Genomic DNA, 20,104 nt, shown 5'->3' on the forward strand with positions numbered 1-20,104 from the left:
CGCGTACGCATTTGCCGGTGCGCGTTGCTGGAGGAGTTCGCGGAGCACCAGCCGGGCCCGGCGGTGATCGCGACCTTCTCTCGCAGAAGCGTCAGTCGTCGCCACCGGATGATGGGACCGCTCGCGGCGTCCCGGTGAGGCCACCGAGGATCAGGTGGGCGTGTGTGGAAGCGAACTCCTCGACGTCGAGTGGTCGTGTGCCGGCACCCCCGAGGTTGTCCTGGTGGAGCAAAGCCATGACGACGGGTGAGACCAGGCTGAGGGCGACCGCCCTCTCGCTACAGACCGGCAACCGGCCGTCGGCGACATGGGCACCGATCAGCTGCTCGGTCCCGTCCAGGAGGGGCTCGAGGAGTCCCGACAGGAACGCCGGTCCACGGTCGCCGTTCCCCAGGCTCAGCGCGAGGCTGGAGGCGAACAACCGGCCGAGGCCATAACGCCGCCAGGCTTCGATGGTCCCGAGGAGCAGGTCGGTCACCGAGCGCTCGGGGGAGCGCCCGGCGGGCCGTCGGGCCTGCTCGAGGTAGATGGCGCCGTCCGCGCGCACGGACTCCATGACCGCGGTGAAGATGCCGTTGCGGTCGCCGAAGTAGTGCTTGAGGGTTGTGGCACTCACCCCGGCCGCCTGGGCCAAGTCGGCGAGCGTCGCTGGCTCCCCGCCATCTCGCACCAGGTGCTGCGAAAGCCGCAGTGCCAAGTCGCGGCGCGTCTGCTCGTAGTCCCGGTTACGACTTCCCGCCGGACGTCCCATGAATTCACTGTAGACGAGCAGACAGGATACGGATAAATTAGTCGGGACCTACTAAGAAAAGGAGTTGTTGTGCGTGCCATCGCCTTCTCCACCTATGGTCCTGCGGACGTCCTCGAAGTCGTCGAGCTCCCGTTGCCTCACCCTGGCCCGGGACAGGTCCGCGTACGCGTCGCTGCCGCGTCGGTGAATCCGGCAGACTGGCGACTGCGGTCGGGTCAGTTCCGGCGGTTCCTCCGGATCTCCTTGCCGTTCGTGCCTGGATGCGACGTGGCAGGCGTCGTCGACGCGGTCGGGAGCGGAGTCTCGCTCGAGATCGGCGACCCCGTGATCGCGCTGCAGCCGACCAAGATCGCCGGCGCCTACGCCGAGCAGGTGATCGTCGATGCCGCGAGCTTGGCACCGGCCCCGGCCGGGCTGGCGCTCGACGCGGCTGCGGCGCTGCCGCTGTGCGGTCTGACCGCCCTGCAAGCTCTCCGCCGCGCCGGCTTGTCATCCGGTGACCGGCTGCTCGTGTACGGCGCCGCGGGCGGCGTCGGGACGCTCGCCGTCCAGATCGGCGGGCTGCTCGGCGCTGAGGTTACCGCCGCCTGCGCCGCGAGCGGCCGCGAGCTCGTCGCTGGATTGGGCGCCGCTCGCGTCCTGGACCGCGAACGCGACGACCTCGCCAGCCCTGGGTCATACGACGTTGTGTTCGACGCTGTCAACGCGCTGCCCTTCCGACGCTCGCGGCAGCTGTTGCGCGCGGGCGGAACGGCGGTGACCGTCAATCCCTTCGCCGCGAGGCTGGCGCCGGACTGGCTGGCGTTCACACGGAACGGGCGACGGCTGCGATCTGTGCTTGTCCAGCCGGACGCCGTCGGGCTGGCAACCCTCTCGTCGTGGGCCAGCCAGGGGGACCTGCGCCCAGTGGTCGAGCGCAGCTACCCACTCGAGCAGGCGTCGTCGGCGCACGAGCGCAGCCAGACCGGCCGGGTGCACGGCAAGCTGCTGTTAGTCGCCGACGAGGCGCTCGCGGCGCACGTCCCAGGGTCGACCGGGTGGGCGGCTAGCGCGTAGCCTCACGCGACCCGACGGCATGGCCGCCTGGTCCAGCCCATCCCGGATCCGACATCGGTGTGGCCCCCGCGCATCGTGTTGACCCTGCCATCTGGTTCGATCCGGAAATGAGCAACCGGGGGCAGATGCCAGGGCAGACGCCATGCGCCGCGGGGGAGAGGCGACGGCCAACGAGACGATCGCAGGTCTCCGCGGTCCCCCCGCTACCACGGTTCAGGCCCGGGATCCAAGGATCCCGGGCCTGAATGTTCTGTGTCCGCACGCGAGTCGCCTGGGCTCGAGGTAGTGGTCCGGGCAGTGCCGGACCCCGGCCTGCGACGATGTGACGGTGCCTGAGACCACTGGTTCGCGCTCGGCCCAGCCGGCCACGCGGGCCTGGAGCCCGTGGCGGACCGTGGTCGCCTTCGGGCTGGTCAGCCTGTCGGCCGACATGGTGTACGAGGGCATGCGCTCGGTGGCCGGCCCGTTCCTGGGAACCCTCGGCGCGTCGGCGCTCACGGTCGGCATGGTCACGGGTGCGGGTGAGGCGATGGCCCTGGTCCTACGACTGGTGACCGGGCCCTTGGCCGACAAGAGCCAGCGACACTGGCGGCTCACCGTGGTCGGCTACGCGATGACGGCCGTGTGCGTGCCGCTGCTCGCAGTGGCCCCTGTGCTGGGAGCAGCAGGCGTCGCGGTGGCATCGACCCTGATCCTGCTCGAGAGGGCGGGCAAGGCCGTCCGCAGCCCGTCGAAGTCGGCCCTGCTCGCCCGGATGGCCAGCGCCACCGGCCGCGGCCGTGGGTTCGCGGTGCACAAGGCGCTGGACCAGGTCGGCGCGTTCGCCGGCCCGCTCCTGGTCGCCGCCGTGGCAGCGATGACCGGGGTGCTCTGGCCCGGGCTCGCGCTGCTCGCGATCCCCGGGCTGGTCTCGCTGCTGCTCCTGGTCCAGCTGCGCCGCCGAGTCCCGTCGATCGTCGAGCCCGACCCCGAGGACGCCGAGGACGCCGAGGACGCCGAGGACGCCGAGGACGCCGAGCCGACTGCCGCAGACCGGCCGACGGGCCGCCTCTGGTCGGCTGTGCTCGGCGCCGACCTGCCACGCGACTTCCACCTGTTCTCGCTCGCGGTCGCCCTGACGACCGCCGGTCTGATGACGTTCGGGGTGATCTCGTTCCGGTTCGTGGACGCCGGCCTGATCCCGCTGGCTGCGGCACCCGTGGTCTACGCGATGGCGATGGGCGTGGAAGCCCTCGCTGCGCTGGCCACCGGTGACCTCTTCGACCGGTACGGCAGCAGGGTGCTGCTCGTGGTCCCGATCATCGTGGCGGCCGTCCCCCCGCTCGTCTTCGCGCCGAGCCTGGGTCCGGTCCTGGCCGGCGTCGTGCTGTGGGGCCTGACCACGGGGATCCAGGACTCGACCGTCAAGGCCTTCGTCGCCGACCTGGTTCCGTCCCGGCGGCGAGCCACCGCCTACGGCATCTTCGCCGCGGTCCAGGGGGTCGGCGCGATCGCCGGCGGCGTGCTCGCCGGTGCTCTCGTGACCGAGCGCCCAGGCCTGCTCACCGCCTGCGTGGTTGTGCTCCAGCTGGCGTCGTTCGTCCTGCTCCTCAGGCTGACGCGTCGCTCGACCGGGCCACGCACCTGACGTCGCAGTCGCGGAGCTCGTCCGACGACTGCCCGTCGAGCGAGGAGGGCCAGCAAGCCCCATCGCGAGACCAGGGTGCTGAGGGGAGGAGACGTCCGTCCGACCGCAGCACCACGCGGCCATGGTCCCTCCGGGTGGCACGCCCCTGGCCCAGGTGGGCCTTGCGCCGTGCGGTGGGACGGCCGAGTCTCAGCGCATGCGTCTCTCCCGCGCCGCCGTGGCGCTCGCGTTCGTGGTCATCAGCACCGTCGGCGGGTACGCCGCCGGGCACAGCACCCAGGCCAGGTCGGCTCCCGTGCCGGTGGGCGCCAAGGCGTGCCTGACCGCGCGCAACGTGCTGGTCCTGGCCCGCACGGACGGCACGTGCCCCCGACGCACCACGAAGGCGGTGCTGGGCAGCCGCGGGCCACGAGGTGTACGGGGTCCCGCGGGCCCGACGGGGCCACAGGGCCCGGGCGCCGTGGTGGTCAGCGGCGCGCTGAGCGCGGTCGGCACGACGCCGTCCGACACTCGCACCCAGGTCGCCCGCCTCGGCGACCTGAACGTGGAGCTGGCCTGCTTCAACCAGAACGGCATCACCGGCCAGCTCTTCCTGGTGCCCGACACCACGGCCAGGATCGCGGGGTCGGGCTGGAAGGGCTTCACCCAGCAGACCGCGGAGCCCCTCCGGTTGCTCGGGCCGCTGGGTGCCGACGCCCCGGTGCTCTCGACCAACGCAGTCGGTCCCTCGATCCGGGTCGCCACGCTGGGGCCCGCGCTGGTGACCACACCCACCCAGACCGTCCTGGTCGACCTGTCGGTCGTCATGTCGTTCGTCGGGTCGATCAACCCCGACACTCCCGACGGCTGCCGGGTCGACGGTGCCCTGACGCCCGTCTCGTGAGCACCGCTCTCGTCGGCGTCACGAGCTCCGACCACCGCGCACCGAGCCGGCCGGCCTCTGGGCCAGCCCCGGGCGGCGCTGTCCTGGGCGGTGCTCGTGTCCCGATCTGTCCCACGCCCTAGGTCTCGGCGGGCGGCCGCGCCCGGAGGGGTCAGTCGTCGAGCCCGCTGAGGTCGGTCGGGACGTCGACGGCGTGCTCCCGCAGCACCTCGAGCGGCACCAGCCGCAGCACCGACGCGTTCGTCGCCGCGAGCCGGACCGGCGCCGCCGCGCCGTCGTGGTGGGCGCGCAGCCAGTTGGGCGCGGTGACGCACCACGGGTCACCGGGGCGCAGCCCCGAGAAGCCGTACTCGGGCCGCGGGGTCGCCAGGTCGTTGCCGATCGACGCCTGGTGGGCCAGGAACTCCGCGGTGACGACCGCACAGACCGTGTGGACTACCCGGGGGTCGCCCTGGGTGTTGCAGCAGCCGTCGCGGAAGAATCCGGTCATCGGTTCGGTCCCGCACGGCTCGAGGTTGCCGCCGAGGACGTTGCGCTCAGTCACCGCGCCAGTCTGGCCCACCCCTCCCACCGCGCCCACGTCACCGCCCGGGCTCGCCCAGCCGCCGCGTCGCGACCGGGTCGTAGGCCGCGGGCAGGGTGCAGACCACGGTGACCCGGTGCGGTCGAGGAGTTCCGGGAACCCGGTCATCACGACGACGGTCACGACGATCGCCGCCTGGAGGTCGTGCGTCCGTCGGCCGCTGCGGCCCGGCGCAGCACCGACGAAGGTCGTCGACCAGGAGGACGTCGGCTCGGCCCGGCGAAGGAGGTCCCGGCGGTCACACGTGCCTCGTGCGCGGACGTGCCTGCAGCACGCCGTCGACCCACGTGTCCACCCGCTCGTCGTAGAAGGCCACCAGCCCGGCGATCAGGGCGACTGCGAGCGTCGGGAACTGGTAGGACCAGGCCACGTCCTGGTGCGAGGCCGTGGACCAGTAGCCGCTCGTGGTGCCTTTGTACGGGCACTCGCTGACGGTGTCGGTGGCCACGAGGTGCTCCCAGGCGACGTCGGTGCGCGGCACGTAGGTGCGCGCGGGCAGCCCGGTCCCGATGAGCATCACCGGCGTCGAGGTCTCGGCCAGGGTGACGCCGTCGAGACTCACGCGCACGTGGCGGCGCGAGCGCAGCGCGTCGACGCGGACGTAGGGGTTGCGGGGGTGCACGAACACCTCCTCGTCCTCCTCGAACCACGTGTCGAGGGCCTTCCAGTCGAGGCGGACGGTGCCGGCCACCGGCGAGTCGACGTCGAGGTCGTGGACGCGCGCGGCGTGCGGCCGCACCTGGCCGTCGGCCCGGAGCGCATGGCGCCGGGCCCGGCCGAACGGCGTCGGCATCTCACGGTCCTCGTCGACCAGCACGCCGGGCGTGACGTCGGACCACGGCAGGTAGAGCTGCGGGTAGAAGGGGAACTCCCAGCCGTAGCGCGCCGCCGTGGTGTCGACGACGAGCTCGCCGCCGAGCCAGGCCCGCACCCGTCGCGGGCACGGCTCGACCCGGCCCTTCGCTGCGGCCATCACCGGGTGGCCGCCTCCACGGCCGGCTGATCGGGCTCCGAGCCTCCCGTCCGTGTCTCGACCATCGTCCACGACCTCCGCCTCCCGGGGCGCTGCGCCCCTGTCATCGGTTTCGTGGTCGGTCCGGACCCGGTCTTACGGTCCTGCCGGTAAGAATCTGCGGGTGGGCCGACGCTCACAGCAGCAGCCCGCGAGCCCAGGAGGACCCATGCCCACGACCCGGCTGACGCTCACGTCACCCCACGGTGCCGCCCTGGCCGCTCGGTGGGACCGCCCCGACGACGAGACCCGGGCCACGGCGCTGCTTGCCCACTGCTTCACCTGCAGCAAGGACACGGTCGCCGCGGGCCGCATCACCCGACGACTCAACGAGCGGGGCATCGCGGTCGTGCGCTTCGACTTCACCGGCCTGGGCGGCTCCGGCGGTGACTTCGCCTCGACCGACTTCACCTCCGACGTCGCCGAGGTGGTGGCCGTCGGTGAGTACGTCGCGGGCGAGCTCGGCTCGCTCGACCTGCTCGTGGGGCACTCGCTGGGCGGCGCGGCGGTCCTGGCCGCGGCCGGGCAGCTGCCCGGCGTCCGCGGTGTCGTCACCATCGGCGCGCCGGCGAGTCCCGACCACGTGCTGCGCCTGTTCGCTGACGACGACCTCGCGGCCGTCCGGGCCGACGGGGAGGCGACGGTGCGCCTGGCGGGACGGTCCTTCACGATTCGCCGGCAGTTCGTCGACGACGTCTGCGGCCAGCGCCAGGCCGAGCGCATCACGAACCTCCGCCGCCCGTTGCTCCTGCTCCACTCGCCGCAGGACGACGTCGTCGGGGTCGACGACGCCCGCGTCATCTTCGACGCCGCGCGGCATCCCAAGTCGTTCATCGCCCTCGACGGCGCCGACCACCTGCTGACCACGCCCGGCGACGCCGAGCACGCCGCGAACCTGATCGCGACGTGGGCGGCGCGCTACGTGCCCGACCGGCCTGCGTCCCCGACGTCCCCGACGGTGCCGACGGTGCCGACGGTGCCGACGGTGCCGACGGTGCCGACGGTGCCGACGGGGAGCGTGCGGGTGAGCACCGCGGAGGGTCGGCTCGCGCAGACCGTGCAGGCCGGTCGCCACGAGCTGCTCGCCGACGAGCCGCGGCCCCTGGGGTCCGACGCCGGACCCTCGCCCTACGACCTGCTGCTCGGCGCCCTCGGCACGTGCACCGCCATGACCCTTCAGCTCTACGCCCGGCGCAAGAAGTGGGCGCTGGACACGGTCGACGTCGAACTCCGCCACACCCACGGGCACGCCGAGGAGTGCGCGGCGGCCTGCGACGACGAGGAGCGGCAGGGGAGGGCCGGGGTCATCACCCGGACGGTCCGGCTCGTCGGCGACCTCGACGAGCAGCAGCGGGGGCGGTTGCTCGAGATCGCCGACCGCTGCCCGGTCCACCGGACCCTGTCGGCCGGGGTCGAGGTGCGCACCGTCGCCGCCCCTGCGTCCGACGCGGCCACCGAGGTCGCCGAGGTCGCGGAGGTCGCTGAGTAGTGGCGTCCCATTGGCGTGCGGGCGTGGAGGGGCCGGTCGACGAGGCCGGCACCCCCGCTCCACACGGCGCCGACCCGGCGTCCGACGGCTGGGTCGCGGCGCTGACCGGACCCGCGCGAGCAGGCCATCGAGGACCTGCACGCGCTGCTCCTGCGCGCTGCGCGCTGCGCGCCGCGAGGCCGGTCGACGGTCGGGACGGCACGGCGTCGCCGGGGCCGAGCTCGACGACGTCGCACACCAAGCGGCTCATGACGCGCTGCTCTCGGTGTTGCGCCGGTTGCCCGACTTCCGGGGCGAGAGCCGCTTCGCCACGTGGGCCTACCGCTTCGTGGTGCTCGAGGTCGCGAGCAAGGTGACCCGGCACGCCTGGCGGCGGCCGACGACGCCACTGGACGACGAGGGGTGGGGCCGTCTGACCCGACGCCCTGGCACCAACCGCAACGCGATCTACAAGTGCCTCTTCGACGCGCGCGTGCTGGCCCACCGTCACCGGGCTCGCTGCGACCCGGCGCTCGGTCCGAGCGGAGCGGCCGGCATCCGGCGCGACGAGGACCCGGGTCAGGCCAGGCTGAGGAAGAGCTTCTCCATCTGCTTCGCGTCGACGGAGTCCAGGCCCTCGCCGCGGGCGAGGCACTGCTGGAGCCCGGTCGCGACGATCGCGAACCCGGTGCGCTCGAGGGCCTTGAGGACCGCGGAGAGCTGGGTGACCACGTCCTCGCAGTCGCTGCCCTGCTCGAGCATCGCGATCACCTTGCCGAGGTGGCCGTGGGCCCGCTTGGCGCGGTTGATGATGGCGCGCATCTCCTGCGGCTCGAGCTCCATCAGGCCTCCGCACCAGCGACGACGAGCGCGTCGAGCGCGGCCCGCAGTCGTTGCCGGGCCTCGGTGGCGACCTCGCGCACGACAGGGGAGTCCTCGAGCCGGGCCATGGCGTCAGGGTCGATCGCCTCGACCACGGTGCGTCCGTCGTCGTCGGTGCGGACCACGACGTTGCAGGGCAGCATCGCTCCCAGCGAGGGGGTGGCGGTCAGGGCGCGGTGGGCGAGCTCGGGTCGGCAGGCGCCGAGGATGACCTGCGCCGGCACGTCGACGTCGAGCTTGGCCTTCATCGTGGCGCGCACGTCGATCTCGGTCAGGACGCCGAAGCCCTGGGTCTGCAGGGCCGCACGCACCGCGGTCACGGTCTCGTCGTAGGGCCGGTCGACGGTGACCGACATGGTGTAGTCGCTCACGACGTCGCTCCGGACCGGGAACCGGTCAGCTGCCGGTCGCCGAGGGCGAACGGGGTGGGGATCGACGTGGTCTCGACGGGGCGCATGGGCTTCCTCCTGGGCGTGGGGTGGTGAGGGGACCATCATAACCCCTGGGGGGGATAACCCCCAGGGGGGTTAACATGTTTGGATCGCACGACTGCGGGATGGGCTCGGGGTGAGGTGAGAGCCTGGCGTCGTAGGGCATGATGAGTGACGCCCGTCACACCGTCGGGCAGCACCGATCCGAGAGGTGTCCTGATGACCACGTCCTCCACCGAGCACCCCCACCAGCCCGAGCGCTACGACGTGATCGTGGTCGGTGGTGGGTCCGCCGGCGCGGTGATCGCCGCCCGGCTCAGCGAGGACCCCGACGTCCGCGTGGCGCTCGTCGAGGCCGGGGGCACCCCGCCGCCCCACGAGGCGATGCCGGCGGCGGTGGCGTCGTTGCAGCTCGACCCCGAGGTCGACTGGATGTTCACCGGCGACCCTGGGGGAGCGGGCAAGGGGCTGACCGACGGGCGGATGATGGTGCCGCGCGGCAAGATGCTGGGCGGCTCGTCGGGGCTCAACTACATGGCCTACGTGCGCGGCCACCCCGGTGACTTCGACGGTTGGGCCGCTGACGGCGGCAAGGGCTGGTCCTACGACGACGTCCTGCCCTACTTCGAGAAGAGCGAGGACCTCGCCCCGCCCGACCCGCCGGAGGGCGTGGTCATCGACGAGGAGGCCCACGGCACCGGCGGCCCCCTCGGGGTGTCGGTGCGGGCGCCGCGCACGCTCGCCGCCGAGCAGTTCGTCGAGGCCGCCGTCGCCGCGGGGATCCCGATGGGCGACTACAACGGTCGTGACCGTGGTGGCCCGACCGGGCTCAGCTCGTTGTTCCAGACCACCACTCGCGACGGCAAGCGCTCCTCGACGTTCCACGCCTTCCTCGAGCCGGTCCTCGACCGGCCCAACCTCACCGTCCTCACGCACGCGCTCGTCGAGCGGGTGCTGCTCACCGCCGACGGCGCCGGCCCGCGCGCCACCGGGATCCGCTACCGCGACGCGCAGGGCGCCACCCACGAGATCCACGCCGACCGCGAGGTCGTCGTCAGCGCGGGCGCCATCGGCTCGCCCCAGCTGCTCCTGCTGTCGGGCATCGGCCCGCGGGCCGAGCTGGCCGAGGTCGGGGTCGAGTGCGTCGTCGACAACCCCCACGTGGGCAAGCACCTCAAGGACCACCTGCACCTGCCGATGGCGTTCCCGGCCCCGGGCGTCGCGCTGACCATGACCGAGATCGCGATCTCGCTGGGGCCCGACGCCCTGCGCGCGCCCGCCGGGCCGCTGCCGGCCGACCCGGCCGACGACGCCGACCTCCCGCCCGAGCTCGCGGCTCTCAAGGCCGAGGCCGAGCGTCGGGTGATGGAGTGGGCCACCACGGGCAAGGGGTTGGCGTCGTCCTCCCTCTACGACGCCGTGGCGTTCTTCTCCACCGGGCTGGGCGACCTGCACACCCACGACGGGCAGATCGGGCTGCTCGCCTGCGGCTACACCCCGGAGATCTGGCAGTACCTCTTCCGAGTCGACCCGGCCGACTACTTCGCCGACCCGGCGGCGGCGCTGTCGCCGGACGCCGAGACCGTCGTCGTGCTGCCCAACCCGGTGCAGCCGCACTCCGAGGGCGAGGTGCGCCTGGCCAGCGCCGACCCGACGGACGCCCCGGTGATCGACCTGAACTACCTCGACGACCCCCACGACGTCGCCGTGTTCCTGGCCGTCATCCGCCGCGCGCTCGAGATCGTCGACCACTGGCCCGGCGCCGGCATCGGACCGCTCATGGTGCCGCCCGCCCTCGCCGAGGCGCACGGTCACACGACCGGCGACGTCCCGAGCGACGCCCTGCTCGAGGACATGTTCCGCCACTACGCGCTGACGGTCTACCACGAGACGTCGACCTGCCGGATGGGCAGCGTCGTCGACGCCGACCTGCGTGTCTACGGCGTCGCGGGGCTGCGGGTCGCCGACGCGAGCGTGATGCCGACGGTGGTCAGCGGCAACACCAACGCGGCCGCGATCATGATCGGCGAGAAGGCCGCCGAGATGATCGCCGAGGACCACGAGGTGCGTCTCGCGACCAGGGTGGGCTGATCGTCGCGTGCGGGTCCTGCTGGCAGTGGCACTGGCGGTGGGGCTGGCGCTGCTCGCGCCGGCGGCGCCGGCAGCGGCACGGGTCGAGCCGCTGCCGGTCGGCGTCGACGTCGACTACCAGCTCGGTGGTGAGGACACCGTGCCCGCGGATGTCGGCATCGTGGTGCGCGACCGGACGGCCCGTCCGGTGCCGGGGGTCTACGACGTCTGCTACCTCAACGCCTTCCAGACCCAGCCCGGGCAGGCGCGGTTCTGGCGACGGCACTGGCCCCTGGTGCTGAAGCAGCAGGGCCGGCCCGTCATCGACGCGGGCTGGGGCGAGTGGCTGCTCGACGTCGGCACCCCGGCCAAGCGACACCGGCTGGCCACGATCGTCGGCCGGTGGGTGGCGGGCTGCGCGCACGACGGGTTCCAGGGCGTCGAGCTCGACAACCTCGACTCCTTCACCCGGTCCCGGCGGTTGCTCGACCGGGCCGACGCGCTGGCCTTCGCCCGGCTGCTGGTGCGCCGGGCGCACGCAGTCGGTCTGGCGGTGGGTCAGAAGAACCTCGCGGGCTACGACGGCACCGGGCTGGGCTTCGACTTCGCCGTGGCCGAGTCCTGCGCGCGCTACGCCGAGTGCCACCGCTACGTGCGCCACTACGGCGACCAGGTCGTGATGGTCGAGTACCGCCGGGTCGACTTCGAGCGGGCCTGCGCGGCGTACGGCGCGACGCACGCGGTGGTGCTGCGCGACCGTGACCTCGACCCGTCCTTCAGCCCGTCGTTCTGCTGACGGGGTCGTGGGCGTCAGTCAGGTCAGGGCGTCCTCGGCGTCGGCCTCGCCGGCATCGGCCTCGATCGCGGCCACGAGAGCACCGATCTGGTGATCGGTGAGCCGGATGCCGGCCTCGTCGAGGCCCTTGCGGAGCTCCGCGTCGAGCGTGCCCTCCTCCGCGGTCTCCTGGTAGGAGGAGACGCGGTCGAGGACCGCCTGGATCGCGGTGACCTGGTCGGGGTCGATCGTGGAAGCCATGTGTCCTGTGTAGTCGAGGCGGGGGCGGCGACCGGCCACCTGCGGGGGTGAGAGGTCCGACCCCGGGTCAGGCCGCGGCCCACCCGGCGTACCAGCGGGAGACGTGGTCGAGGTACTCGGCCGGGTTCTCCATCATCAGTGCGTGGCGGCGTTCGTCGAGCACGTGGCCGTGCCAGTCGCCGCGCCGGGCCAGGACCTGGCGCAGCACCCGGGCGGGCACCAGCGCGTCGGCGGTGCCGCCCAGGATGATCGTCGGGGCCTCGATGGCGTCGATCGCACGCCAGACCCGACGCGGGTCGATCCACGAGGCGCTGATCGAGCGCAGGGCGCTCAGCAGCGCGCGACGGCGGTCGGCGTCGCCGTCGGGGTCGCGGTCCTCGGCGAACTCGCGGGCCATCAGGTCGAGCAGGTCGGGGTTGACCTCGTCGGGCGCGCCGAAGATCAGCCCGAGCAGCGCTCGCTTGCGCCGCTGGTCGAGCGCCTCGGGCACCGCTCCGAGCAGTCCGAGGACCGCGGCCGACCCGGTCGACACGAGGATGGGTCCGAGGCCCGCGATCGTCGCCCGGCTGGGCAGCAGGATGCGCAGGGGGACCGTGGGCGGCAGTGCGGGGGAGACCAGGACGAGGCTGGTGACCCGCTCGGGGTGCGACGCGGCGAGCAGGGTGGCGATCAGCCCACCCATCGAGTTGCCGTGCAGGGTGAACCGCGCCCAGCCCAGGGTGTCGGCCACGGCGACCACGAGCTCGGCGTAGGCGTCGATCGTCAGCGGCTCGCCGGCGACCACCGAGGTCGCGCCGAAGCCCGGGAGGTCGATGGCGACGACCGGGCCGCGCTCGGCCAGGCCGCTCATCACCTCGACCCAGGTGACCGCCGAGCCACCCAGGCCGTGGACGAGGAGCTGCGGCTCGCCGGCACCGGCCCCGTGCCGGCCGGCCACCCGCAGGGCGCGGACCGGGCGGCCGCCGACCTCGATCACGGTGTCGACGACGTCGGGCCAGGCGCTGCCGATCGGGCGGCCCGCGGTGGAGGTCATGTGGTCATCGTCGCGGAGAGGAGCCGGGCGCGGGTGACGGTCCGCGGGTCGGTTCACGCGGCCAGGGCGTTGAGCACCTCGGTCAGCTGCTTCTCGGTCTTGGTGCCGATGCGCTCGAAGAGCAGCTTGAGCAGCGGCTCGCCGAGCTTGCCGGCTCCCTTGGGCTCGATCACGGCCTCGTAGGTGACCTCGCTGCCGCCGCCCTTGGCCTGCACGGTGATCGTGTCGGTCGAGGTGGCGGAGTCGTTCTCGCCGACGAAGACCAGACGACCGGGCGTGAGCGTCTGCAGGGTGTAGGTGAGCTCGGTGGTCACGCCGGCGATCTTGGACACGTTGTGCCAGCGGGTGCCGACCCGGACCTCGCCGCCGGACTCCTGCGTGCACGACTCGGTGCCGGGGTCCCAGGCCTCGGCGTGGGCGAAGTCCTTGAGGTAGTCGACGACCGTGGCCGGATCGGGGATGACGGTGAACGTGCGGGTGATCGTGGTCATGTCCTCGACGCTAGGTACGCCGGTCGACAGCCGGCTCACCCGCGCGGGCTCACCCCCTCGGGGTGGCCCGGGCGCCGGCAGGTCAGCCCGCCGCCTGCCGGGCCCGGTAGGCCGCGACGGCGTTGCGGTTGCCGCAGGCCGTGGAGCAGAAGCGCCGCGACCGGTTGCGCGACAGGTCGAGGACGACGCCCTCGCAGTCGTCGTCGGCGCACACGCCCAGACGCGAGAGCTCGTCGGCGCGGATGACGTCGATCATGGCCATCGCGGTCTCGACCCGGATCCGGCTCGGCCAGGGCGCGTCGGCGCGGGTGGCGTGCAGGTGCCAGTCGAAGTCGTCGTGACGCACGAGCTGGGGGAGCGCCCGCTCCTCGTCGAGCATCCGGTTGACCAGGGTGACGGCGTGGTCGCGGTCGGCGGTGAGCAGGTCGCGCAGCTCGCCGCGCAGGGCCTGGACGGCGGCGAGCTCGGCCCGGTCGCCGTCGTGGCGTCCGGTGTAGGCGAACTCGGTGAAGAACTGCGAGAGCTCCTCGGGGCTGGTCAGGGTCTCGGGCTCGAGGGCACTGTTGGCGAGCACGACCGCGGCCTGCAGGGCCAGCTCGACGTCATGGGCGAATACCACGTTGACAGATTACTGCACCGTCCCTACGGTCATGAGCCATGACGACTTTCGCTGATGACGCGGCCCTCGTCGGCGGCCGTCGGGGACCAGCGGCCGGCGGGGTCGTGCTCGCGCTCGTCTCGGCGGTCGCCTTCGGCCTGTCCGGCGCCCTGGCGCGCCCCCTGCTCGACGCCGGGTGGAGCGCCGGCTCGGTGGTCCTGTGCCGGATCGCCCTCGGCGCGCTGGTCGTCGTCCCCTTCGGCGTCCGGGCGCTGCGCGGGCAGTGGTCGCTGGTCCGCGACAACGCCGCGCTCATTGGGCTCTACGGGCTGCTGGCCGTGGCCGGCGCCCAGTTCGGCTACTTCTCGGCCGTCGCGCACATGCAGGTCGGCCCGGCCCTGCTGATCGAGTACACCGCCCCCGCCGCCGTCGTCGTGTGGTTCTGGGTGCGTCACGGCCACCGTCCCGGGGCGATCACCCTGGCCGGCGCCGGGGTCTGCGCCCTCGGCCTCGTGCTGGTGCTCGACCTGCTCTCGGGCGCCGACCTCAGCACGACCGGCGTCCTGTGGGCGCTGGGCGCGATGGTCGGCTGCGCGACCTACTTCATCATCAACGGCGACGACTCCACCGGTCTGCCGCCGATCAGCCTGGCCGCCGGCGGCCTGGTCGTCGGTACGGCGGCCCTCGGCCTGCTCGGTGTCGTCGGCCTGATGCCCGTGCGGGCGGCCTCGACCCCGGTGGCCTACGCCGGCGTCACCGTCGACTGGTGGTGGCCGCTGCTCGCCCTCGGCCTGGTGACCGCCGCCGTCGCCTACGTCACCGGCATCGGCGCGGCCCGCCGCCTGGGCGCGCGCCTGGCCTCCTTCGTCGCGCTCAGCGAGGTCGTCGTCGGCGTGCTCTGGGCCTGGCTCCTCCTCGACCAGCTGCCCGCCCCGGTGCAGCTGCTCGGCGGTGCGCTGATCCTGCTCGGCGTCGTCGCCGTCAAGCTCGGCGAGCGCGACGTCGCGGCCGTCGAGCCCGACCTCAAGCTCTGACCGACCGCCGACCCGTCGCGTAGACGCGACGGGTCGATCTCCATCCACGCCGACCCGTCGCGTAGACGCGACGGGTCGGCCCGGCCAGACCAACGAGCACGGGGACACGGCTCGAGAGCACCCGAGCCCCGACCAGACCGACTAGCGCGTGTCCTGGCGCTTGACGACGACCTCGCGTCCGATCAGGAGCAGGGCGGCGGCGGTGGGGATGGCGAGCAGCGCCCCGACGATGCCGAGCAGGGCCGTGCCGACGAGCGCCGCGATGACGGTGACGGCACCGGGCACGTCGACCGACTTCTTCATCACCCGCGGGTAGAGCACGTAGTTCTCGAGCTGCTGGTAGACGACGTAGAAGACGATGCAGGCCAGGCCGGCGTTGACGTCGGTGGCGAAGGCGATCGCGGTGACGACGACGGCACCGAGGGTGGCGCCGATCATCGGGATGATGTCGAGCAGGGCCACGACGAAGGCCAGCGCGACGGCGTACTGCTCGAGCCCGATGACGAACAGGAAGACCAGCGACGTGAGCCCGGCGCACAGGGCGACGACGAACGCGCCGGAGACGTAGCCGCCGATGTTGCGGATGATCCGGTCGCCGAGCCGGCTGACCCGGTCGCGGCGCGAGGCCGGGGCCAGGCTGTAGAGCGCCTTCTTGGTGGTCTCGAGCGAGGCGAGGAAGTAGAGCGTCAGCACGATCACGATGAAGCCGTTGAACAACGCCGAGAGCACGCGCAGGCCGAAGCCGAGCGCCCCACCGAACAGACCGCTGAGGAAGTCGCCGTTGGCGACGTAGTCCTTGAGCTTGTCGATGACGTCGTACTCGTCGTCGAGCTTCTGGATCTCCCGGTTGCGCTGCAGGTCGTCGAGGTAGCCGGGGACGTTGGTGGACAGGGCGGTCACCTGGTCGGTGATGACCGGGACGATCGCGACGACGAACAGCGCGACCGTCAGCAGGAACGCCACGATCACCACCGCGCACGCCCACGAGCGCCGCAGCCCGCGTCGGCCCAACAGCTCGACGGCGGGGTTGAGGCCGGCGGCGAGGAACAGCGAGACGACGACGAGCAGCAGCACCGAGCCGATGCCGACGATCGCCTCGAACAGGAACCACGCGGTCAGGGCGCCGAAGCCGCCGACGAACCCGAGGTAGAAGGGGTTGCGCTTCTCGAACGGCGCCCCCTGCGGGCCGAACTCGCCGCCGTCGTGAGGTAGGTGGGCGGCGTCCTCGGCCCGGTCGGCGGCATCCTCGGCGCGGTCGGCGGCGTCCTCGGCCCGGTCGGCTGCCCCGATGATCTCCTCGACGATCTCCTCGGTGATCTCGTCGGTCACCTCGTCGGTCACCTTGCCGGGGGTCCCGTCGGCGAGCGGGGGCGCAGCGCGACCGGGCTCGGGGGTCAACTGTCGCTCGTGCCGCTCGGCTCGGCGGAGTCGTCGTCGCCGGCGAACCCGGCGACCACGTCACGCAGCGAGGCCAGCTGGGCGGTGATCGAGTCGCGGCGCTTGACCAGGCGGTCGAGCTCGGCGCGCTTGGCGGCGATCTCACGGGCCACGGCGTCGTCGCTGCTGGCGGTGATGGCCTCGGCCTTCTGCTTAGCGGCGGCCACGATCTGCTCGGCCTCCCGCTTGGCGCGGTGCAGGGCGGCCTCGGCCTCGGCGGTCGACGCGGCCCGGCTCTCGGCCGACTGCTTGGCCGCGGCGGCGGCGCGCTCCTCGGCTGCGGCCGCGCGACGCTCGGCCTCCTCGACCAGCCGCTTGGTCTCGGCGACGGCGCTGTTGTGGTGGTCGGTGGCCTCGCGGGCCAGCCGCTCCTTCTCGACCGCGAGGGTACGGCGGGCCTCGGCGACCTCGCGGTCGGCCGCGGCGCGGGCCTGCTCGACCTCACGGGTCGCGCCGGTGCGCATCTCGCTGGTCTCCTGCTGGGCGGCCAGGCGCAGCTGGTCGGCCTCGCGCTGGGCGGCGGCGACGATGTCGGTCGCCTCGGCCCGGGCCAGCGCGCGCTCCTGCTCGGCGTCGGCCGAGAGGCGGGCGCGGGTCTCGTCGAGCTCGCGCAGCTGCACGATCTTCATGTCCTCGACCTCGCGCGCGGCGTCGGCGCGGATCGCCTTGGCGTCGCGCTCGGCCTGGGCGCGGATCTCGCCGGCGTCGCGCTGGGCGATCCCGCGGATCTCGTCGGCCTCCTCCTCGGCCAGGCGCAGCATCGTGCTGGCGCGGCCACCGAGACCGGCGTACGACGGGGTCTTCTGCTCGGCCAGCTGCTGCTGCAGGTCGGCGAGCTGCTTCTCGAGGTCGATCGCACGGCGCTCGGACTCGGTCAGGCTGGCGCTCAGGCCGGCCTTCTCGCTGCTGAGCTGACGCACCCGCGCGTCGACCGACGCACGGTCGTAGCCGTTGCGGCGTACGACGGGGAAGGTGCTCTGCGCCGCGGTCGTCGCGGGTCCGGGGGTGCCCCCAGGAGCGGCGGGCGGCAGGACGGGCCGTCCCTGCGGGTCGCCGGACCCGGCGCCGGGGGCGACCGGCTGGGCCGGCCGCACCTGGGTCGTCGTGGCGGAGGGGCCCGCCGCGGGGGTCACGGTGGGGATGACCTGCGTGCGCTGGGAGTCGGGATCTGGGGAACCGGCCACCGGGCCGCCCTTCTGGAGGCTCGGCGACTCCTCGGGGGACTCGGTCTCGTCCGGCTCCTCGTCGAAGATGGACAGGCCTCGGTCGTTCATCCGGTGAACCTCACTGGGGGTCGGGGGTGGTGGGGAAGTGGCCCCATCCTCCCTGATCGGAGCCCCCGATCCCACCCCGACCCGGCCGCAGGAACGGCCGGGTCCGGGTGAGAGACCTCTCAGTCGGGCAGCACGCCCCGGATCACACGCCGCGGAAGCGGTTGATCGCGTCGAGGTGCTGGGCGCGCAGCTCGTGGTCGCGCACGCCGAGGCCCTCCTCGGGGGCCAGGCAGAGCACGCCGACCTTGCCCTGGTGGAGGTTGTGGTGGACGTCGAGCGCGGCCTGGCCGACCTCGTCGAGGGTGTAGGTCTTCGACAGGGTGGGGTGGATCTTGGCCTGGGCGATGAGGCGGTTGGCCTCGAAGGCCTCGCGGTAGTTGGCGAAGTGGCTGGAGACGATGCGCTTGAGGTTCATCCACAGGTAGCGGTTGTCGTACTCGTGCATGTAGCCGGTGGTCGAGGCGCAGGTGGTGATGGTGCCGCCCTTGCGGGTGACGTAGACCGACGCACCGAAGGTCTCGCGGCCGGGGTGCTCGAAGACGATGTCGATGTCCTCGCCGCCGGTGAGCTCACGGATCCGCTTGCCCAGGCGCTGCCACTCCTTGGGGTTCTGCTCGGTGCCGTCCTCGTTCCAGAACTTCCACTGCTCCTCGGAGCGGTTGATGATCATCGTGGCGCCCATCGAGCGCACGATCTCGGCCTTCTCCTCGTTGGAGACCACGCAGATCGGGTTGGCGCCGCCGTTGAGGGCGTACTGCGTCGCGAACCCGCCCAGGCCGCCGGAGGCGCCCCAGATGAGGACGTTGTCGCCCTGCTTCATCTGACCGGCGTTCTTGGAGACCAGCTGGCGGTACGCCGTGGCGTTGACCAGGCCGGGGGAGGCGGCCTCCTCCCACGTCAGGTGGGCGGGCTTGTCGAGGAGCTGGTTGGACTTGACCAGCGCGATGTGGGCCAGGCCGCCGAAGTTGGTCTCGAAGCCCCAGATGCGCTGCTGGGGGTCCATCATCGTGTCGTCGTGGCCGGCGGGGTCCTCGAGCTCGACGGACAGGCAGTGAGCCACGACCTCGGCGCCGGGCTTCCACCGGGTGACCCCGGGGCCGGTCTTGAGCACGACGCCGGCCAGGTCGGAGCCGACCACGTGGTAGGGCAGGTCGTGGCGCTTGGTGAGCTCGGAGAGGCGGCCGTAGCGCTCGAGGAAGCCGAAGGTGGAGACCGGCTCGAAGATCGAGGTCCACACGGTGTTGTAGTTGATGGCCGAGGCCATCACGGCCACGAAGGCCTCACCGGGGCCGAGCTCGGGCAGGGCGACGTCCTCGACGTGCAGGGACTTGCGGGGGTCCTTGTCGCGGGTGGCGAGGCCCTCGAACATGTCGACCTCGTCCTTGTGGACCGTCACGGCCCGGTAGGACTCGGGCAGGGCGAGGGCGGCGAAGTCCTCGCTCGAGGTGTCACCAGCCTGGATGGCGTCAAGAATGTGCTGCACGGTCCTGAGTCTCCTGTACGTGTCGACGAGGTGGTCGGGGCGCGACCAGCCCGCAAGATACCGGTCGGTAACTCCCCGGCGTGGCCACTGTGCCGGACGTCACCCGGTCACGGACGCCGTCGGCGTCACAGGGTCGTGCGGCCCTCGGCCACCCAACCGGTGAAGTAGCGCGGCTGTGAGGAGACGACCGCCGTACGCCGGGCGACGGCCGTCGCGCGACGGAACCGCGGGACCCAGACCCGCAGCAGGACGCGTTGGCCCGGGCGCACCGCGGCGGGCATGCTGTGGCCCGCCAGGGTGAGCCGGACCCGACCGGTGCCGACGGCGGTCGTGCGCAGGACGACGTAGTGGCCCACGCGGCGCAGCGAGACCGGGCCTGGCAGCAGTCGGCCCCGTGACTCCAGGTCGCGGCAGGTCGGTCGGAGCCGACGGATCGGCTTGTACGGGCTCAGTGCGCGGCGGAGGCCGCCGGCTCGACGAGCTCCACTAGGACGCCGCCGGCGTCCTTGGGGTGCACGAAGTTGATGCGCGAGTCGGAGGTGCCGCGCTTCGGGGCGTCGTAGAGCAGGCGCAGCCCGCGCTCGCGCAAGATCGCGCTGACCTGCTCGACGTCGATCACGCGGTACGCGACCTGCTGGCAGCCGGGGCCGTTGCGTCCGATGAACTTCGCGATCGTCGACTCCTCGCTCAGCGGGGCGAGCAGCTGGACGTGGGAGCCCGACTCGCCGACGGCCATCATGGCCTCGCGCACGCCCTGCTCCTGGTTGGTCTCCTCGTGGGCCAGCGTCATGCCGAAGGTGTCGCGGTAGAACGCGATGGCCTCGTCGAGGTCGGGCACGGCCATGCCGACGTGGTCGATCGCGGTGAAGAGGTGGTCGGGGATCTCGAGCGTCATGGGGCCCATTGTCGCCGTACGACGGTGTGACGTGTGCCTCGTGGTCGGTCACGGACAGCC

21 protein-coding genes are annotated in these 20,104 nt (G+C 72.7%); 7 read left to right on the plus strand and 14 right to left on the minus strand.

Going from position 1 to position 20,104, the window contains the following annotated elements:
• Window positions 1–91 precede the first annotated feature (91 nt).
• Window positions 92–751: a TetR/AcrR family transcriptional regulator gene (locus FZC61_RS03660; RefSeq protein WP_148612670.1), complete on the minus strand. Its 660-nt coding sequence runs from the start codon at window positions 749–751 to the stop codon at window positions 92–94.
• Window positions 752–820: 69 nt separating this feature from the next.
• Between FZC61_RS03660 and FZC61_RS03665 the strand changes: the two genes are divergently transcribed.
• The 3 genes from FZC61_RS03665 (at window position 821) to FZC61_RS03675 (ending at window position 4,317) form a co-directional block, all read left to right on the plus strand.
• Window positions 821–1,807: an NADP-dependent oxidoreductase gene (locus FZC61_RS03665; protein WP_148612672.1), complete on the plus strand. Its 987-nt coding sequence runs from the start codon at window positions 821–823 to the stop codon at window positions 1,805–1,807.
• 328 nt (window positions 1,808–2,135) lie between these two features.
• A complete protein-coding gene (locus FZC61_RS03670) occupies window positions 2,136–3,434 on the plus strand; it encodes an MFS transporter (protein ID WP_246142506.1) in 1,299 nt (432 codons plus the stop codon).
• Between the two features lie 196 nt (window positions 3,435–3,630).
• Window positions 3,631–4,317, plus strand: coding sequence for a hypothetical protein (locus FZC61_RS03675; RefSeq protein WP_148612674.1), 687 nt, complete (start codon window positions 3,631–3,633; stop codon window positions 4,315–4,317).
• A gap of 151 nt (window positions 4,318–4,468) precedes the next feature.
• On the opposite strand, the gene FZC61_RS03680 is transcribed toward FZC61_RS03675, so the two are convergent.
• Together FZC61_RS03680 and FZC61_RS03685 are read right to left on the minus strand one after the other, a co-directional pair.
• Window positions 4,469–4,861, minus strand: coding sequence for a DUF2237 family protein (locus tag FZC61_RS03680; protein ID WP_148612676.1), 393 nt, complete (start codon window positions 4,859–4,861; stop codon window positions 4,469–4,471).
• A gap of 277 nt (window positions 4,862–5,138) precedes the next feature.
• On the minus strand, window positions 5,139–5,873 hold the full coding sequence (locus FZC61_RS03685; RefSeq protein WP_148612678.1) for a DUF427 domain-containing protein: 735 nt from the start codon (window positions 5,871–5,873) through the stop codon (window positions 5,139–5,141).
• 208 nt (window positions 5,874–6,081) lie between these two features.
• Here FZC61_RS03685 and FZC61_RS03690 point away from each other — a divergent pair, with 208 nt between their 5' ends.
• Window positions 6,082–7,401, plus strand: a complete 1,320-nt coding sequence (locus FZC61_RS03690; RefSeq protein WP_148612680.1) for a bifunctional alpha/beta hydrolase/OsmC family protein — start codon at window positions 6,082–6,084, stop codon at window positions 7,399–7,401.
• Window positions 7,402–7,959: 558 nt separating this feature from the next.
• On the opposite strand, the gene FZC61_RS03700 is transcribed toward FZC61_RS03690, so the two are convergent.
• Both FZC61_RS03700 and FZC61_RS03705 read right to left on the minus strand, forming a co-directional pair.
• Window positions 7,960–8,223 carry a metal-sensitive transcriptional regulator gene (locus FZC61_RS03700; protein WP_148612682.1) on the minus strand — a complete coding sequence of 88 codons (264 nt, stop codon included), beginning with the start codon at window positions 8,221–8,223 and terminating at the stop codon, window positions 7,960–7,962.
• Window positions 8,223–8,633 carry a DUF302 domain-containing protein gene (locus FZC61_RS03705; RefSeq protein WP_211357078.1) on the minus strand — a complete coding sequence of 137 codons (411 nt, stop codon included), beginning with the start codon at window positions 8,631–8,633 and terminating at the stop codon, window positions 8,223–8,225. Before FZC61_RS03705 ends, FZC61_RS03700 begins: the two co-directional genes overlap by 1 nt.
• A gap of 279 nt (window positions 8,634–8,912) precedes the next feature.
• Between FZC61_RS03705 and FZC61_RS03710 the strand changes: the two genes are divergently transcribed.
• On the plus strand, window positions 8,913–10,784 hold the full coding sequence (locus tag FZC61_RS03710; protein ID WP_148612684.1) for a GMC family oxidoreductase: 1,872 nt from the start codon (window positions 8,913–8,915) through the stop codon (window positions 10,782–10,784).
• 7 nt (window positions 10,785–10,791) lie between these two features.
• Window positions 10,792–11,559 carry an endo alpha-1,4 polygalactosaminidase gene (locus FZC61_RS03715; protein WP_148612686.1) on the plus strand — a complete coding sequence of 256 codons (768 nt, stop codon included), beginning with the start codon at window positions 10,792–10,794 and terminating at the stop codon, window positions 11,557–11,559.
• Between the two features lie 18 nt (window positions 11,560–11,577).
• Here the strand turns inward: FZC61_RS03715 and FZC61_RS03720 are convergent, their stop codons facing one another.
• The 4 genes from FZC61_RS03720 to FZC61_RS03735 all read right to left on the minus strand — a co-directional run bounded on the left by FZC61_RS03720 (window position 11,578) and on the right by FZC61_RS03735 (window position 13,942).
• Window positions 11,578–11,799, minus strand: coding sequence for a hypothetical protein (locus tag FZC61_RS03720; protein WP_148612688.1), 222 nt, complete (start codon window positions 11,797–11,799; stop codon window positions 11,578–11,580).
• A gap of 67 nt (window positions 11,800–11,866) precedes the next feature.
• On the minus strand, window positions 11,867–12,832 hold the full coding sequence (locus FZC61_RS03725; protein WP_148612690.1) for an alpha/beta fold hydrolase: 966 nt from the start codon (window positions 12,830–12,832) through the stop codon (window positions 11,867–11,869).
• A gap of 53 nt (window positions 12,833–12,885) precedes the next feature.
• Window positions 12,886–13,323 carry an SRPBCC family protein gene (locus tag FZC61_RS03730; protein ID WP_148612692.1) on the minus strand — a complete coding sequence of 146 codons (438 nt, stop codon included), beginning with the start codon at window positions 13,321–13,323 and terminating at the stop codon, window positions 12,886–12,888.
• A gap of 82 nt (window positions 13,324–13,405) precedes the next feature.
• Window positions 13,406–13,942 (minus strand): CGNR zinc finger domain-containing protein, encoded by a 537-nt coding sequence (locus FZC61_RS03735; protein WP_148612694.1) that lies wholly within the window; start codon window positions 13,940–13,942, stop codon window positions 13,406–13,408.
• A 38-nt stretch (window positions 13,943–13,980) separates the two neighbouring features.
• Here FZC61_RS03735 and FZC61_RS03740 point away from each other — a divergent pair, with 38 nt between their 5' ends.
• Entirely contained in the window at window positions 13,981–14,955 is a 975-nt protein-coding gene (locus FZC61_RS03740; protein WP_148612696.1) for an EamA family transporter, read from the plus strand.
• A 141-nt stretch (window positions 14,956–15,096) separates the two neighbouring features.
• Here FZC61_RS03740 and FZC61_RS03745 read toward each other — a convergent pair whose 3' ends face one another.
• The 5 genes from FZC61_RS03745 to mce form a co-directional block, all read right to left on the minus strand.
• The gene (locus FZC61_RS03745; protein WP_246142507.1) at window positions 15,097–16,353 is read right to left on the minus strand and encodes an AI-2E family transporter; all 1,257 of its coding nucleotides are present in this window, start codon (window positions 16,351–16,353) and stop codon (window positions 15,097–15,099) included.
• Window positions 16,350–17,666, minus strand: coding sequence for a hypothetical protein (locus tag FZC61_RS03750; protein ID WP_148612698.1), 1,317 nt, complete (start codon window positions 17,664–17,666; stop codon window positions 16,350–16,352). The genes FZC61_RS03745 and FZC61_RS03750 overlap by 4 nt, the downstream gene beginning before the upstream one ends.
• 142 nt (window positions 17,667–17,808) lie before the next feature.
• Window positions 17,809–19,149 carry a crotonyl-CoA carboxylase/reductase gene (gene ccrA / locus FZC61_RS03755; RefSeq protein WP_148612701.1) on the minus strand — a complete coding sequence of 447 codons (1,341 nt, stop codon included), beginning with the start codon at window positions 19,147–19,149 and terminating at the stop codon, window positions 17,809–17,811.
• Window positions 19,150–19,274: 125 nt separating this feature from the next.
• Window positions 19,275–19,505, minus strand: a complete 231-nt coding sequence (locus tag FZC61_RS03760) for a hypothetical protein (protein ID WP_148612703.1) — start codon at window positions 19,503–19,505, stop codon at window positions 19,275–19,277.
• Between the two features lie 92 nt (window positions 19,506–19,597).
• Window positions 19,598–20,053, minus strand: a complete 456-nt coding sequence (mce, locus tag FZC61_RS03765) for a methylmalonyl-CoA epimerase (protein ID WP_148612705.1) — start codon at window positions 20,051–20,053, stop codon at window positions 19,598–19,600.
• Window positions 20,054–20,104: the final 51 nt, after the last annotated feature.

Source organism: Nocardioides rubriscoriae, assembly GCF_008087085.1.
Lineage (GTDB): Bacteria > Actinomycetota > Actinomycetes > Propionibacteriales > Nocardioidaceae > Nocardioides > Nocardioides rubriscoriae.